Raw genomic sequence first — 17,209 nt, forward strand, 5'->3', positions numbered from 1 at the left:
GCTAGGGTTTTTTTATCGATGGACGCCTTTTCCTGTATAATGAATAGATAGCTTTTTTGAGTGAGGGAGGTTCAGGCATGCATGAACTAGATGCTAAACCACAATTTGATTTAACGGCCCGCGGCCCGGTTAGCACCCCAAAGGAGACAGGAACGTGCGCGGAATGGATCATCTATTTTGATAAGCAATATGCGAATGCAAAAGTATATAACGCTTTTAGCGTTGAGGAATTATATATGCGGGCGTGGCGACAACTCAATCAACTTGCTGACGATTGGGAACTGACAATTAGGGGTATCTATGATATCCAAGTTGTCTTATACCTAACTCAGCTCTGTGATGCGTTGGCTGATGCGAAGTCAGGTATGTATGACTTCTTTTATAATGCAGGTTACTTTTTTTCGAAAATTACGAAGCACAGTCAGGGACAGCTGACAACCGTCATGCGTAACATCGATATGGAACATGCACAGAGGAAGTACCCAGAGCATTTGAAGGAGCTCGCGGCATACGTGGCCGTACAAGTTTCTAAGGAGGTAGCAGGGGATTCCAGAGGCAAATGGTATGAGATCAGTAAACGGCTGTGGTCTGGTTTGTTGTATGATCAACAATTTGTAGTGGACGAGCTTATAAGATTAAGGAAAATTGCAGGCGATAGAGGGAGAAGTAAAACTGAGCATGAAGCGGCGGTCTTGGCTTTAGCTCATTTTGATATTTTGTCTGGTGAGGACGAAAATGCTTGGGATCGCGTCGTAACAGGCATTGATGTGATCGAGCCAGGGGATTGGTTTGGGTATCTGAGATCTTTTGAGAAGGACGAGCAGTGGGATCGATTGTTGAAATGGCTCAGATGGCTTGGTCCTGTGATCCGCAAGGAAGTAACGTATCATGCAGCCGAGTATTTTGATTTGTGGGAAGAGGCGGCAGCGAGTGGTCCTGGTCTTGAAGAAGAGTATAGGAAAGCCATGGTGGGGCTTCTTCCTGGCAGTTATCGGCACTATTCTCGTTTCTTACTGGGGAAAGAGGAGTATCGGACTTGGGCAGATTTGATGCTTTTGTTAAGTTTATCTCCCCTTGATATCGATTCTAATCAGCTGAAAATGGTTGAAAAGGTCGATGTTCGCGCATTACTGCCGCTTTATCATTATGCGATTGAAGAAATCCTCCAAGTTAAAAATCGTGAATCGTATAAACAAGCGGTCAAACTCCTCAAAAAGCTGGCGGCTGCCTATAAAAAGCTGAAGCAAACGCCTAGATTTGAGGCCTATTTGGTGCAGCTTATCAAACAGTATGCTCGGTACCGCGCATTTCAAGAGGAATTAAGGAAAGGGAAGCTACTGTTATGATCAGCTTGTCACAGATACATATTAGAGTGCAAAAACTTCCCACAGGGAGCTTCGCCTTCTATGGAGAGACAGAGCAGGCCAATGAAGTACCAGGCTATGCACTGCGAAAGCTGCTATTTGCTTGGCATGAAGGATCTTTTTATGGCACACAGCTCGAAAGCATTCGAACCGGGTACGGTGAGTGCCTGGTCGTGACACCTTATATGGCTTTGGATTATTTGGCTGCGCCGGGTGCTTTATTGCATGGGAAATTATCCTGGGATACGGATGTACTCTTGATGAAAAAAGGGGCTGCACTGTTTAAAGAGGCGTTAGCAGCCGGTTGGTACATGCCATCTTTTACGCACTGGCTCCAAGGCGGCATGGGGTGGAAGCCACAGCTCCCAGGTGCAAAACTAGGAGAGCTTGAGCAGCTATACAGCGGACGGCAGGGAGAGGACTTCTGGCTTGATTGGTTTAATAGTGCAGCTTTGGAAATGGTGAAAGAAGCACCTGAGTCGGACATTGGTATGGCATGGAGCCGCCTATCGGAGGGAAATGTACTTCTGCAAGAAGGGCCAACAGCCGATGTAAACTGGATGCAGGAGGATGATTGGCTGCTGGCGATTGGCTGGAAGCAGGAAGGTACACCTTACCAAATCTGCGTGCAGCTCGTGGAGCCATATGCGGAAACCTATGTGGACGGGACGACGACTGCCAAAGATAACGGAGCTGACTGGCGTCTAAGATTCATCGCGCAGGATCGTAAGGATGCCAATCATTTCGTGGAATTCAGTGCGACGGGTAATAGTCTGGTGGGGAGAGTTCCTGAGGCATGGCAGGAGGGAATTGGTGCCAGCATCCAGAATCAAACAGATCGGGTGCTGCGTATTTTACCACAGCTTGAAAGTGAGTTTCAGCAGGGGAAGATCGTAGAGCAGTTATCGGACGACCAGGCCTGGGAGTTTCTTACGGAATCAAGCTTGCTGCTCGCTGCTGCGCGCATCTCCGTTTTCCTGCCTTCGTGGTGGGGAAAACTCAGCCGTGCAAGGCCCCAGCTGCGAGCGAAAGTGCGGAGCTCAGTGGGCACTTCGCGTAAACCAATGTTTGGCATGGACCACATTATCCAATACGACTGGCGAATTGCCATGGGCGGTGTCGATCTATCTGAGGAAGAATTTCATCAGATTACCGAGCAGAAAAAAAGGCTGATCTATATTCGCGGCAGATGGGTGCAGCTGAATCCTGCAGACTTAGAGCAGATGAAAGCCGCGATGCGGCAGAGGGAGAAGAAGAAGGGATTCTCCTTTCGGGATGTTCTCGAGATGCAGCTTTCGGACGACCCTTCGGAGGATGCGGCTGCTGCCTCTTCCATCAGTGAGCGGAAGGAAGAATTCAAGGTCCATATTGAACTAAACAGCTCGCTTAAGACCTTGCTGAGGAAGCTTAATCAGCGGAAATCACTACCGTTTACCCAGATTGACGGCTTGGAAGCTGATCTGAGGCCTTATCAGGCGGAAGGGGTGTCGTGGCTTCTTTTTCTACGAGGGATTGGCCTAGGCGGTTGCCTGGCGGATGATATGGGGCTTGGGAAGACATTGCAGTTTATAGCATATTTGCTGGCGGTAAAAGCTGCTGCAAGTAATGCTGGAGAATCAACAGCTCAAGCGCAACCCGACACCGAAACAGGAATCGGAGCAGGAACAGGAACAGAGTTACAACCGTTTGCGAACAAAGTACCTTCACTGCTGATATGTCCAACTTCCGTACTTGGCAACTGGCAAAAAGAGATTGAGCGTTTCGCGCCATCTCTCAAAGTGCATCTCCATTACGGTGCGCAGCGTGCAAAGGGGGATGAGTTCGAAGCTTCTGTGGTAGGCGCAGACCTTGTTATAACCTCTTACAACATTGCTCTGCTGGATGAGGAAGAATTATCGAGCTTGACGTGGAACGCGCTTTGCTTGGACGAGGCACAAAATATCAAAAACGCTTATACCAAGCAATCCCAAGCGATTCGCGACCTGAATGCTCACCACCGTATCGCCTTGACGGGTACGCCTATGGAGAATCGGTTGACCGAGCTTTGGTCAATTTTTGACTTTATTAATCCAGGGTACCTCGGTACGCTGCGCCATTTCACTCATCATTACGTGGGACCTATTGAAAAAAGCACTGACGGCGCTCCGGGACTGACTTCACGCGTTCAGCGATTGATCCGCCCATTCTTGCTAAGGCGAGTCAAAAAGGATCCGGCGATTCAGTTGAGTTTACCTGAGAAAGTGGAGTCCAAAGCTTATGTAGCTTTGACACCCGAGCAGGGGGCACTCTACGAGAACGTTGTGCAAAGCTTGATGGAAAGAATCGATAGTCTCTCCGTTATGGAGAAAAAAGGGCTTATTCTGGCTTCTCTGATGAAATTGAAGCAGATTTGTGATCATCCTTCCTTGTTTCTGAAGGAAGGAGATCGTGCGGGGGCTGGGGTAGCCCCCGGGAGTGCTGTGCGCTCAGCGAAGCTGGAGCGCCTGCTTGAAATGATCGACGAACTCAGAAGCGAAGGAGGCGGCTGCCTCATCTTCACCCAGTTCGTCGAGATGGGCCACCTCCTGCAGCGCGTTATCGCGCAGGAGCGGGGTGAACCCGTGCTGTTTTTGCACGGGGCTGTGGCAAAGGCGAAGCGCGATGAAATGATCGCGCGCTTCCAGGACGAGGCGCTCCCGGAGGCGGAGCGCTGCAGGATCTTCATCCTCTCGCTGAAAGCAGGAGGAACTGGTTTAAACCTCACCGCGGCGAACCATGTTTTCCACTTCGACCGCTGGTGGAATCCCGCCGTGGAAAACCAGGCCACGGACCGGGCTTTCCGCATCGGCCAGAGCCGCGATGTTCAGGTGCACAAGTTCATCACGCTAGGTACGCTCGAAGAGCGTATCGATGAGATGATCGAACGCAAAAAAGGCCTCAGCGATCAGATCGTCGGCACCGGCGAGAACTGGGTCACCGAGATGTCGACGAGTGAGCTGCGGGAGCTGTTTGCGCTTCGGCGGGAGTGGGTGGAGAAATAAAGGGATACAAAAAAGAAGCGCCACATGTGAATGTGACGCTTCTTTTTTTACTATTTTGGAAAGTTAGCAGCAATAATCGCTTCAATGTTTTGCTTCTCAGCAGGGTCTTTAGCAATTAATTTATCCTGTAAAGCTTGATCGTTCTTGCCTTGTTTCTGTAAAGCAGCCAAATACCATCTGATCAGAACACGATTCGGTTGATCATCTAAGTTATCAGTAATGTACGGTTGGAACGTTGAAGCAGAACCAGCGTAATCTCCACGCATATAGCTGATTTGACCAACATTCAAAGCCATACCTGGTGTAACGGCAAAAGGACGACCCTGTGCTTGCTCTTTAGGCAAGTTTTTCAGGGAATCAACGCGAGCAAGAACTTCTTTGTAAACTGTTAGGGCATCATCAAGTCTTTTATTATACTCTTGCGTATTGTTTTTGGTATTAGCTTGATTCGCAAGCTCAATGTTTAGAGATATGCTTTTTTCATACATCTCCGTGTACCAAGGATAGTTGAGAATCTGAGAATTAGACCAGTTTAGCGCATCATCGTGCTTTCCTTTAATAAGAAGCATATTAAGCTGCTGCATGGCCACCGCGCGGTTATGCGGTTCTTTTTTCAAAAGCTGATTCATTAGATCTTGGGCCTGATTGAAAAAAGGTTCTGCTTTTGTTGGATCTTCTTTCTGCACTTGATTGTAGACCTGAAGCAGAATTCCGATTCTGCTCACTTGGCCAGTTAACAAATAATCTGGATGAGCCGGATGTAGAGAAATTGCTTTGTCCAATGGTTTAATGATCTGATTGTAATCTTGACTTGTTTTGATAACCGCAAGCGTTTCTTTATAGGAACCATTCGCCGATACGAGCTGAACGGAGATGTAGAACATCACAATCGACAAGATAGCCAGCAGCGCCGGGAATGATTTGTGAAGCACAGTAGAATCATTTTTTATACGAAGCGGTGCTGAAGAACTGTTACTAAGCAATCCGCCAAGAGCAAGGAAAAGAATAGCGCCCAAATACACATAACTCAAATCAAAGTCAATCATACTGTGGACCAAGAGTGAAATCGTTACAATGAAAAATAGGAAGTGCAGATCTCGTTTCTCCTGTGAACTTTTGATATAGCTTCGTATATAGAACAGCATGACTGCAATTACGAAGCCAACAAAAGCAAGGAATCCGAGCGCTCCAGTCTCAACCAAGTATTGAAGGGCGAAGTTATGAGCCTGTCGGCTTGTGTATGGATTGTTTTGATACTTCTCATATAAAGAAGCCCAAGCACCACCGCCGGCACCAATAATCGGATAGTCTGTCCAAAGTTTTACAGCGTCTTTGTAGAATGTTCCACGCTCTAGAACGCTGTGCTGTTGGAAGTTAATATTTTCTACCCGCGTTTTTACATTGTCAGGAAGAATGTTTTTGAACCCAGTATCGCTTAGGATTAGAATTGCGCCTAGTACTCCAACAACGATAGCCGCTACCGGAAGAATGAAAGTTGCATACTTTTTGGAGTCGAACCGAGCTGTGACACGCTCTAACCATGGAGCTACGAAGAGCTGAATAACGACAGCAACCACAGCGAAAACTACAGAAGCAATGAGCAGAATTGACCAACCGTGCCATGATTCAGAAGCGCTAGGCTGTTTTTGTAACCCAATTCCGATATCCGTTACCTTCTGAAGGATTAGGATTGACGTTAGGAAAGCTAGCCCGAACTGAAGGAGAGCAAGAATTTGTCTGCTTATCGAAAAGAAGAACAACATAATCAAGAAAACGACTGGTATAACTACAATCGCACCACGTGACAGCGTCAACCAGAATGAAATAAGGATTGGCACCAATAAGAACGCATGCGGGAGAACCGTTTGCCACTTGCGGGACTTCACAATGAAGAACAATGCTCCGAGTGATAAAGTAATTAAGAAAGCCGCGTATGTATTCGCGTATTGGAAAACGGAAGTCAGACGCAAACCGTTCGAATCCGTCATGATCGCATCGCGGTATAAACTCGGTGAATCCATAAACGCGAACCAACCAACCAGGTGCGCTGCAAAGCTTCCATTACCGAGCCAGTACAAAAGTCCGAATAAAACAATGATATATCCCGATATCATCAATAAACTTGCAACTATCGACACACCAAGCTTGTTTTTTGTCAGAAATACACCTAAAATGAAGAAGGTTGCATACAGCATTTGGATATAGACCATATTCGTTGCCAAATAGTGCGAGGCCGAGTTCGACAAAGAAATGACATAAGTAAGAGGCATAATGAGTACTAGAATCGTTAATACATCTTTTTGTTCCTTAAGCTTGAAAACAAAGAAAGCAAGGATTGCAATCAGCAGCATGATGATAGAGGACCAGACCGAAGCCGAGTAGATCGACCGCTCGAAATCATACGTTCCTCCGTTAAACAACGCCCGCTGAAATGGCGCCCAGAACATGAACAAGCCCGTAAACACAATTAAAAACCAAAAGATAACAGAACTTTTCTCTGTTGTTATCGTTCCACTCGATTTTGCACGCGACGCCGCGTAGGCATTCTTACTTGCACTCATTAAGACAGTCTCCTTCTTCGCTAAAGTTCGACTTTATTTTAGCATAGATGGAAGGGAGTTTCCAAATGTGAATGAGTGAAAGACTGTATTTTATATTTTAGGGGAATGGTGATTGTCAATAATGAATGCTTCCTTCCATGTAGTTAAGCAAATGTTCCTGCTCTCATTTAATGATTTTAATAAGAAAATGAGCGGATCTTATTTCGGTTTTTTTTGGCTACTTGCTAATCCTCTGATAACTATCATATTGTACTGGTTTGTTTTTCAAATAGGATTTAAGAGTTCAAACACAACTGAAGGAATACCTTTTGTGCCCTGGCTAATTTGCGGAATGGTACCTTGGTTTTATTTTTCAGAAGCACTATCCTCAGCTACAAGTTGCTTTTTTGAATATAGTTACTTAGTTAAAAAGGTTGTATTTAGAATAGGAATGCTACCGATTGTAAAAGTAATTTCCGCGATCTTTATTCATCTTTTCTTTTTGATTTTTACCATTATTATAGTTATTTTTTATGATATTTATCCTGGACTATATATATTACAATTAATTTACTATATATTTTGTTTGCTTTTTCTATTAACTGGATTAAGCTTGCTGACTTCCTCAGTTGTTCCATTTTTTAAGGATTTATCACAAGTAGTCTCAATAGCATTACAATTAGGATTTTGGATTACACCAATTGTTTGGTCATTAGATGTATTGCCAGAAAAGTACTTAAAACTTTTTAAGTTAAATCCGTTGTACTACATAGCTGAAGGCTACAGGGATTCTTTTCTAGGGACTAATTGGTTTTGGGAGAAGCCTGGGGATACCTTTACATTCTGGATTATTTCATTTGCTTTCTTTCTATTAGGACTTATTGCTTTTAAAAAGTTAAAAAAACATTTTTCTGATATTCTTTAAAAAAATGCTTTGAAAGTTGTGAGGAATATTATGATAAAGATTAATAATATAACAAAAATCTACAAATTGTATAAGAAACCATTTGATCGCTTAATTGAAGCTCTGTATCCATTTAACAAAAAATTCCATAAAGAGTTCTTCGCATTAGAGAACATTACTTTTGACATAAATGCAGGAGAGACTGTTGGAATCATTGGGAAAAATGGATCAGGCAAATCAACCCTACTTAAAATCATAACAGGTGTTCTTACGCCTACAGCTGGACAAATGGAGATTGAAGGAAAAATTTCGGCATTGCTTGAACTTGGTGCAGGGTTTAATCCGGATTATTCTGGGATTGAAAATATATATTTTCACGGAACAATGCTGGGTATTAGCAAGAGTCAAATGGACTTGAAATTAAAAGAAATTTTGGATTTTGCAGATATAGGGGACTTTATTTATCAGCCTGTTAAGACATACTCAAGCGGAATGTTTGTTCGCTTAGCCTTTGCGGTGTCAATTAATGTCGATCCAGATATTTTAATAGTCGATGAAGCACTTTCAGTTGGAGATGTTTTTTTTCAAGCGAAATGTTATAAAAAATTCGAAGAATTTAAGAAAATGGGCAAAACAATTTTATTTGTAACACATGACATGAGCAGTATTATGAAGTATTGTGACAGGGCTATAGTACTAAATGAAGGTAAGATAGTAGATAGTGGTAAACCGGGTGAAATGATCGATATTTATAAAAAAATATTAGTAAATTTGCATAAAATAAATATAAACAACGAACCAAATTTAATAGAACATGCTAAAAAGGATATATCGGGCGAATGGAAAAAGTCTCTTGTCTTAAATCCTGATCTGGATGAGTACGGAAATTTTAGGGCTCAGATTGTTGATTTTGCAGTTATGGATCATAATAAAGATATAACAAATGCAATCATGAAAGGAAGGCAATTCTCTTTAAAATTGCGTATTAAATTCAATGATAGGATTAGTAATCCCATATTTGCTTTTACAATAAAAGATCTTAAAGGAACAGACTTAACAGGAACTAATACTATGCTTGAATCTGTATTAACAGGCGATTTCAGCAAGAATCAAATTATCGATGTAACATTTGAACAAGAAAATACGCTTCAAGGTGGAGATTATTTGATCTCATTAGGCTGTACTGGTTTTGAATCGTCTGAATTTGTTGTTTATCATAGACTATATGATATTGTAAATATTCATGTTATTTCAAATAAGAATAGCGTTGGTTATTTTGATTTGAATAGTGAGATAATACTTGAATAATAAAAAAATTACCTATTTTAAGGGGCTTACCTTATATGACTAAGATTGGTGGAGTATCGATAAATGAAGATTACTACGCTGGTGAGGATTTGTATTCTGATGGATTAATTGAAGAAGATATATTAAAATATGTAAAAAATACGAAAAATATGAATGCGCTGCTTTCTTCTGACAATAGATGGCCCATTTTATATCACTTGTCGCCAAAAAGGCATAATTTATTAGAGTGGTATGATTTTAAACCGAATGAAAATCTCTTGGAAATAGGTTCTGGTTGTGGTGCAATGACAGGATTATTCGCGAAAAAAACAAATAAAGTTACATGTGTTGAACTATCTAAAAAACGTTCTTTAATAAATGCCTATCGCCACGAATATTCAACTAATATTGACATATACTTGGGAAACTTTTTTGATGTTAGTTTAAGTGAAACCTTTAATTATGTTACTTTAATTGGGGTTTTAGAATATGCTGCAGGATTTATAAAGAGTCAAAATCCAACGGTTGATTTTATTAAGAAAATTAAACAATATTTAAAGCCATCTGGTCAATTAATAATTGCTATAGAAAATAAATTCGGTCTAAAATATTGGGCAGGAGCAAAAGAGGATCATACTGGCAGGCTATTCGATAGTATTGAGAATTACAAAGATAATAGAAATATATCTACTTTTTCCAAAAAAGAGTTAACAGATTTACTTAATTTAGCAGGTTTTCAAAATATTCATTATTACTATCCTTTTCCAGATTATAAAATAACAGACACGATTTACTCTGATACTCGGCTTCCTTTGCAAGGTGAGCTTAGAAGTTATCCAAATTATGATAGGGATAGGATGAATTTCTTTGACGAAAATGCTGCTTTAGACAATATTATTGGAAATGGAAATTTTTCGTTTTTTTCAAATTCCTTTTTAGTAATTGCAAGAAAAGGGGAATAAATAATGATTACGCTATTTGTTAGATATAGCCGAGAAAGAGCAAGAGAATTTCAAATTAAAACAGCTATCGTTGAAGAAAACAATATAGTTTCTGTTAAAAAAACTGCATTAAATGAAACTGCAATTGAGCATATAGGTCAAATTTTTAAAAATTACGATATTTTAAGCAGAAATTTACCTAAAATAAATTTGCCTAAATTGGAACTCTATGATGATAGTATTTTAATAGATTATATAGATGGTAAAAGTTTTGGTGAATACCTAATTGATTTTTTGATAAATCAGGATCATGTATTAATAAAGGAAAAAATTAGCTGGTTTCAGTCATTTGTGACAAATTTAAGTGGTGAAAAACTAGTTTTTAATGGAGAGATACTTTCTGAGTCATTGAAAGGTTACTACCCAGAACTTATAGGATTGCAATGTCTTCCTGTCTCAAATATTGATTTGAATTTCGATAATATCATAATTGATACAAATGAAGTTGCACATGTAATTGATTATGAATGGATTGTCGAAGAACCGGTTCCCATAAATTTCATTATTTTTAGAGCGCTGAATACATTTTATTATAATAATTTAAGTTACTTCATAGGAAAAATTTCCTTTGAAGATGTTTTAGAATATGTGAATATTTCAGAAAAGGAAGTTCAGCAATACATTAAAATGTCTAATTGTTTCAGTAGTTTTGTTGGTACAGATAAAGAAAAAGAGATTCTGAAAAAATACGAAAAAAAGAAAATTGAATATTACTATATAGATAAACCTGACTATGAAGCTCAATTGTTTACGGAGAAAAAAAATCAAATGTTCACAGAAGAATACAGCATCACTGAGAAAATAGAAAGAAATTACAAAGAGTTCATGTTTCTAAATTTTAAAAAGGGTGATTACAGATTCGATCCTTTAAATAAGCCATGTATTATTCAAATAAAAATAATAGCAGAATCAAAGAGTATAAAGCAAAATATTAATGTGGATTTTTCTAATTCTAGGGGTACTATTGGTAACGATTTTTTCTTCTTTGACACTAAAGATCCGCAATTGTATTTCTCTTTGCCATATGATGTTGATAAACTAAGTGTTAAGTACAATTTTCTGGAAGTTTCTAGTGACTCGTTTTTATTTTCCATCCAAAATCATATGGATTCAGCTATGTTAAAAATTACTGATCAACAAGAGAATTTGAGCTTTTATGAAACTGAGATCACTTTACGCAATAATCAGATCGCATTACTCAATAATCAGATCGCATTACTCAATAATCAAATTGTAGAAATTTACAAAGAGAAAAATAATGAAATTAATATTTTAAAGGAAAGTGTGAGTTCTTCTCAGGCTGAAATTAATAACATATTGGAAGTGAATAATGATTTGTTGAAAGATATTATTGATTTGAAAAAAGAATTAAATGAAAATAAAGATATAATTAGCCAATTAATAAATTCAAATCCTTGGGATTTCTATAAACTAAAAAAAAAATTGAAAACAAAATAAGGAGATTTTAAATGAATTTAAATCAAAAAAGATTAAGGCCATACTATGGGATTGCAGAATTAACAGAAGGATTTTATGAAAGCGAAAACTATGATCCTCAATTTCTTATAGATAGTGAATATTCTAGTGGCTGGATTCAAATTGAGTGGCAGGGATACAGCGATGAAATACGAAAATTGAAGCTTTATGTTGATTCAGGCAATGGTTTTAATGAGGAAGAATCATTTATTATTGGTTCGATCAATACTGAAAAAATTAAAAAAAAATCGATTCTCTTTTTCGAGAAATCAATTAAAAAAATTAGAATAGATCCAGGGGATAGTCCAGGAAAATTTGAAATGAGTTTTTTGAAAATTGAAAAAATATCTACTTTTTCTCAATTAGTCTACAAATATAATGAATTCAAATTAAGACGTAGCAATTTAACTTTCCTGCAAACAATAAATCTAATCCGTAAAAAAATAAAAACGAATGGATTTTCTTGGTTTTTAAATAAAGTTAAAGAAGCAGCTTATAACAAAGAAAATTTTACAAATAATCAACAAACATATATTCCCTATACGTTTCTGAAGGAAAATAAAATTATTGATAATAAGTTTAATAATTCCAATATTAATTATAGTATAATAATTCCTTTAAATTCAAATGTAAAATTAGATTGGTTGAAAAATGCAATTGACTCAGTTGATAATCAATCATATGAAAATTGGCAAATAATATTGGGATGTTCTGACACCGTTAGTGAAGAAAATAAAGAATTCAGAGACTTTATTAGTAACTATGAATATGGAGAAGGGAAGCTTTCAATAATCAATACTGGTGAATTTGAATATAATCAAATAATAAGAAAATCCCTCAGTAGTGTTAAAAATGAATTTATTCTCGTTCTTGATCAAGAAGATTATTTAGCTATTAATAGCTTATATTACTTTACTGAAGTTCAAAATGAAAGTAAATATGACATTGTTTTCTTCGATGAAGATCGTTTTGTGGATACTGATGAGCACTTTGCGGAATTAAAAAAACATGGTGTAAATCATATACAAACTAAAATAAAAAATAATAGAAGTTTTCTCGTGAATTTCAAAGTAATAAAAGAAGCGACAAATACAATTGATTTTAACTATTATGAGTATATCAATCATAAAATTAAACTAGATAATAATATGAAGTTGAATTACATTCCAAAGGTTCTCTACCATCGTAGAAATACTAACAATACTTGGGGAAATGAAATTAAACCTAAAGTAATTGCGTTTTATTTACCTCAATTCCATGAAATTCCTGAAAATAATGAATGGTGGGGAGAAGGATTTACTGAATGGACTAATGTTAGAAAGGCAAAACCACTCTTTGAAGGACATTATCAGCCTCATATTCCTACAGATTTAGGCTACTATGACTTAATGCTGAATCCAATAATGAAGAAAAAACAAGGAGAATTAGCTAAAGAATACGATATTTTTGGATTTTGTTACTATTACTATTGGTTTAATGGTAAACGTTTATTAGAGAAACCATTGAACGATATACTGGCCAACAAAGAATATGATTTACCATTTTGCATTTGTTGGGCTAATGAAAGTTGGAGTAGACGTTGGGATGGTCAAGAAAAAGAAGTGTTAATGAAACAAGAGCATAATCATGAAACCGATATTGGCTTTATAGAAGAAGTATTGCCAATTTTGAAGGATGAAAGATATATAAATGTTAATGGTGCTCCTCTGCTTCTAATATATAGGGCTGATTTATTTCCTGATTTAAAAGAAACAATTGGTATTTGGAGAGAAATTGCCAAAAATAATGGACTAGATCAAATACATATTTGTATGGTTCAGTCATTTGGTCTAATTAATCCAAATGACTATGGATGTAATTCGGCAGTTGAGTTTCCTCCACATGGAATAGTTGCTTCTGAAATTTCTAAAGAAATTAGCACTTTAGATACTGAGTTTAGTGGCAATATTTATAATTATAATGAAGTGCTTGAAAGAGCGCTTCAAAAAGAAAATAATAAGGATTTTACACTATTCAGAGGTGCTATGTTGGGTTGGGATAATACAGCCAGAAGAGGCAAGGCATCAAATGTTTTCTATAATGCATCACCTGAAAAATATGAAACTTGGTTAACTGGCTTAGTTGATTATACAAAAAACTACAATGATAATAATCATCAGATCATTTTCGTAAATGCTTGGAACGAGTGGGCTGAAGGAACTCATTTAGAGCCCGACGAAAAATATGGAAGGAGATATCTAGAGGCAACGAAAAGAGCAATCAACAGTAAATAAATGATAAAATTAAGGAGTATATCCTATGTATTCTCAGGATCAAACTATTGCCGTAGTGGTTCCTTCATATAATTATGAAAAGTACATTGCAGATGCTTTGAACTCAATTTATGAACAAACCTATTCGAATATTGAATTGATAGTTGTTGATGATTGTTCTTCCGATTCAAGCTTGGAAATTTTGGAAGAAATATTAAATGATTCTAAGTATCAAAAAAGGTTTAAAAAAGTTAAGCTAATTATTCATAAGATTAATAAAGGTGCACATTTTAGTATTAATGAAGGAATCCTGAATAGCGAAGCAGAGTGGATAACAATATTAAATGCTGATGATTTATATGAACCCAAAAGACTAGAATTATTATTAAAATCAATGCTAGAAAAAAATGGTGAGTTTGCTTTTTCTGCAGTTAAAGTTATCGATGCTGATAATTCTTTATTAGATTCCAGTAATGAACTAGCGAGTACTTTTATTGATTTACAGCAAAAAATAGTTCACTTTCCTACCATTGGTTGGGGGTTGATCCCCCACAATATTGCAATTTCTACAGGGAACTTTTTGTTTTCTCGTAATATATTTAATAAAATTGAAGGATTTAGAAATTTTAAGTATTGTCATGATTGGGATTTTATTCTTAGAGCTTTATTATTGACTGAGCCCATTTTTGTTGAAGAAACTAGTTATCTCTACCGGCTGCATGGCAATAACACGTTTTTAAAGTTAAATGACGTAGTTGATAAAGAAGTTAAATTGATTTTAGGTAATTATTTTTTTCGAACAAGACTAAGGAAACCACAAAACTTGAAAGCGCCTTGCTTAGCTTATTGGAAAGATGAATATTATACAATTTTAAATCAGACTAGTATGATGTATTTTTGGAAATATTCAAAGTCTTTAAGAAATTATTTTAATTTATTAATTTTTTATCTTCTAACAAAAGTTAGAGGATAATTTAAATGCTAAAAAGAAGTGCTTGAAAATTGCTGTTTTACGTAAGATATTACCGATAATAACAAATTACTTAAAAATTGCTCTTCCAGAGAAGTAGCGTAAGAACATATATAAAAACTAGTCGAAAATTTTCAGCAAAGATTTATTATTAATCCTGCGCTTGAACAAAAATACATTATGAGCTCCCCAAGTTGGCAATGAATATGAATGTTTATTCATGACCGAGAGCCTTCACTTGAACGGGGGCTATTTAATTTGATTGGAGGAGTTGCTATGTTTACATTGTGGAAAGACGTTCGTGAGTTTCCCTTATTATCGCTTTAAAGTCTGGTTATTAAATGGAGGCACACTATTATGCAAGAAAAAGAAACATTAACCACTATTTTTCGTCAAAAATACGATGAAATTGCTATATTTATCACTTCAAATAAATTATTTATTTTTATAAGTTTATTAATATGTTTTTTAACATATGGATTTGAGATGACAAATTACTCACTCTCAATTGATGAAGAAAGGATGTTTGGTTACAAGGACTATATTGGGTTTGGTAGATTTGGAGTCGTTCCCTTAAAGTATTTATTTGGCCATATTGCAACAATAGGCAGCTATAGCGCTATTCTAGCTGTTATATTTTTGTTTTTATCAGCAATTGTATTATGCAACCAAGTTGTAAAATTAAATTCAGAAAGACCGGCTGTTAAATTCATTTTATTCTCAATATTTGTAACCTTTCCATTTAATGCAGATTACATTGTTTTTTCTACTTATAGTTTTGAAGTGTCTGTGGGATTATTTTCTGCAACGCTTTCTATATGCTTTATGTTAGATTCACTTCTATATAAGTCGTCTCGCTTAAAAATGATAGTCTCTATTTTTTTTATGTTTTATGCTGCTTCTATTTATCAAAGTTTTATCGCTTATTATATGGTGGGTCTGTTTTTCTTTCTATTGATGTATACTTTAGATGAAAACATAAAAGGTCATCCAATTAAGTTTAAAAAATATTTTTTCATGGTTATAAGAGCGGCGGTGAGCTTGTCCATAGCAGTGCTCATTTATCTTGTTTTTAATAAAATTTTGCAAGAATATTTTCATGCGAAAAGCCCATATATAGATAGTTTTATGAACTGGAACAAACAAAACATCAATGTCATTATCAGCAATTTACTAGCGTATTACAAGACTCAAATAGAAGGCTTTACAGGTGGAAACTTCAATATACTTACAATGCCAATTACGTTCGCTTTTGATATAATCATTTTATTGTGTATTCTATTTAGTAAAAATTATAGAAATATGGTGGTTTTACTTAGTTTTGTTGGCTTGAATATTTCAGTGTTACTCATGAATTTGGCATTGGGCAACTATACGCCGAACAGAAGCAGTTTCCAAACCACTTTATTTGTATCAGCAGTTTGGGTATTAGTATACATTTATTGTACAAGTAATAAATTTTTTAAATTAAGAATCCCTTATTGTATATTGACTATAATGATTGTCGTTTTTCAATTAAAGATTACCAATCAACTCTTTTTTTCGGATTATTTAAAGTACCAACAGGATTATACACTAGCTACAAAAATTAGTATGAAAATTGAGGAACTTGGTTATGGAGAAGCACCAGAGCTGCCTGTTGTTCCAGTTGGTTACCATGTTAGCAATTTATTGCCTCCTGAATATGGTGTTTTTTCTGAAATAGCAGGTAAACCGATAACATCTTTTTTCGCCCATGATAATGGGAATGTCTTTAGAATAAATAAATTTTTTGAACAACTGGGGTATAATTATATTCTCCCGACGTCTGAACAGCTAGAACAGGCAAAAAAATTATCCGAGGATATGCCACACTGGCCTGATAAAGGCAGTGTTGATGTTAAGAATGGTTTAATTATTGTAAATTTTTCAAGAGATACGGCGCATGTTCAAAATAAAATTGTTTCTAATTTAAGTTTAGCACCCAATAGATTACTTAATTCATTCAATGTTCAAAATATAAAAGTTGATAAAAATATTAATATCGATGGTTTTGCATTTATTAATGACTTTCCAAGTCAAAAGAGCAAGATTTATCTGGAATTAAAATCCGCTAATAACTCCTACTTATTCGATACGTCTGTTGTTCTAAGGTCAGACTTAAACAATCAAATTAAAAATGTGAAAGTTAGTTTGGATTCTGCTGGTTTTAATTTCATGACTGAAAAAAAGAATATAAATCCGGGTGAATATTCTTTAGGAATATATTTAGTAAACGATGATATTGTTGCATACGTCCAAACCGATTACGTCGTTAGTGTTAACTGAGTATACTCGATTTATAAACTATCGTTTCTGAATAATGGCCATGCAGTAAGAAACAGTTTTAATTGAATAAGCGGCCAAAGGATTAAGG

The 17,209-nt window shown here is 36.7% G+C and carries 10 protein-coding genes; 9 read left to right on the forward strand and 1 reads right to left on the reverse strand.

What is annotated here, in order from left to right:
• The first annotated feature begins 77 nt into the window (after positions 1 to 77).
• Both AC58VC_RS22825 and AC58VC_RS22830 read left to right on the forward strand, forming a co-directional pair.
• Positions 78 to 1,346: a hypothetical protein gene (locus AC58VC_RS22825; RefSeq protein WP_497371650.1), complete on the forward strand. Its 1,269-nt coding sequence runs from the start codon at positions 78 to 80 to the stop codon at positions 1,344 to 1,346.
• Entirely contained in the window at positions 1,343 to 4,384 is a 3,042-nt protein-coding gene (locus AC58VC_RS22830) for a DEAD/DEAH box helicase (protein ID WP_497371652.1), read from the forward strand. Before AC58VC_RS22825 ends, AC58VC_RS22830 begins: the two co-directional genes overlap by 4 nt.
• A 50-nt stretch (positions 4,385 to 4,434) precedes the next feature.
• On the opposite strand, the gene AC58VC_RS22835 is transcribed toward AC58VC_RS22830, so the two are convergent.
• A complete protein-coding gene (locus AC58VC_RS22835) occupies positions 4,435 to 6,945 on the reverse strand; it encodes an O-antigen ligase family protein (RefSeq protein WP_497371654.1) in 2,511 nt (836 codons plus the stop codon).
• Positions 6,946 to 7,066: 121 nt separating this feature from the next.
• Here AC58VC_RS22835 and AC58VC_RS22840 point away from each other — a divergent pair, with 121 nt between their 5' ends.
• The 7 genes from AC58VC_RS22840 to AC58VC_RS22870 all read left to right on the forward strand — a co-directional run bounded on the left by AC58VC_RS22840 (position 7,067) and on the right by AC58VC_RS22870 (position 17,121).
• Entirely contained in the window at positions 7,067 to 7,849 is a 783-nt protein-coding gene (locus AC58VC_RS22840) for an ABC transporter permease (protein WP_497372132.1), read from the forward strand.
• A 30-nt stretch (positions 7,850 to 7,879) separates the two neighbouring features.
• Positions 7,880 to 9,136 (forward strand): ABC transporter ATP-binding protein, encoded by a 1,257-nt coding sequence (locus AC58VC_RS22845; protein ID WP_497371656.1) that lies wholly within the window; start codon positions 7,880 to 7,882, stop codon positions 9,134 to 9,136.
• 35 nt (positions 9,137 to 9,171) lie between these two features.
• Positions 9,172 to 10,077, forward strand: a complete 906-nt coding sequence (locus AC58VC_RS22850; protein ID WP_497371658.1) for an SAM-dependent methyltransferase — start codon at positions 9,172 to 9,174, stop codon at positions 10,075 to 10,077.
• A 3-nt stretch (positions 10,078 to 10,080) separates the two neighbouring features.
• Entirely contained in the window at positions 10,081 to 11,574 is a 1,494-nt protein-coding gene (locus AC58VC_RS22855) for a coiled-coil domain-containing protein (RefSeq protein WP_497371660.1), read from the forward strand.
• A gap of 11 nt (positions 11,575 to 11,585) precedes the next feature.
• Positions 11,586 to 13,865 (forward strand): glycoside hydrolase family 99-like domain-containing protein, encoded by a 2,280-nt coding sequence (locus AC58VC_RS22860; protein ID WP_497371662.1) that lies wholly within the window; start codon positions 11,586 to 11,588, stop codon positions 13,863 to 13,865.
• A gap of 25 nt (positions 13,866 to 13,890) precedes the next feature.
• Positions 13,891 to 14,817, forward strand: a complete 927-nt coding sequence (locus tag AC58VC_RS22865; RefSeq protein ID WP_497371664.1) for a glycosyltransferase family 2 protein — start codon at positions 13,891 to 13,893, stop codon at positions 14,815 to 14,817.
• A gap of 354 nt (positions 14,818 to 15,171) precedes the next feature.
• A complete protein-coding gene (locus tag AC58VC_RS22870) occupies positions 15,172 to 17,121 on the forward strand; it encodes a glucosyltransferase domain-containing protein (RefSeq protein WP_497371666.1) in 1,950 nt (649 codons plus the stop codon).
• Positions 17,122 to 17,209 lie beyond the last annotated feature (88 nt).

It is taken from the genome of Paenibacillus sp. J22R67 (assembly GCF_059692175.1).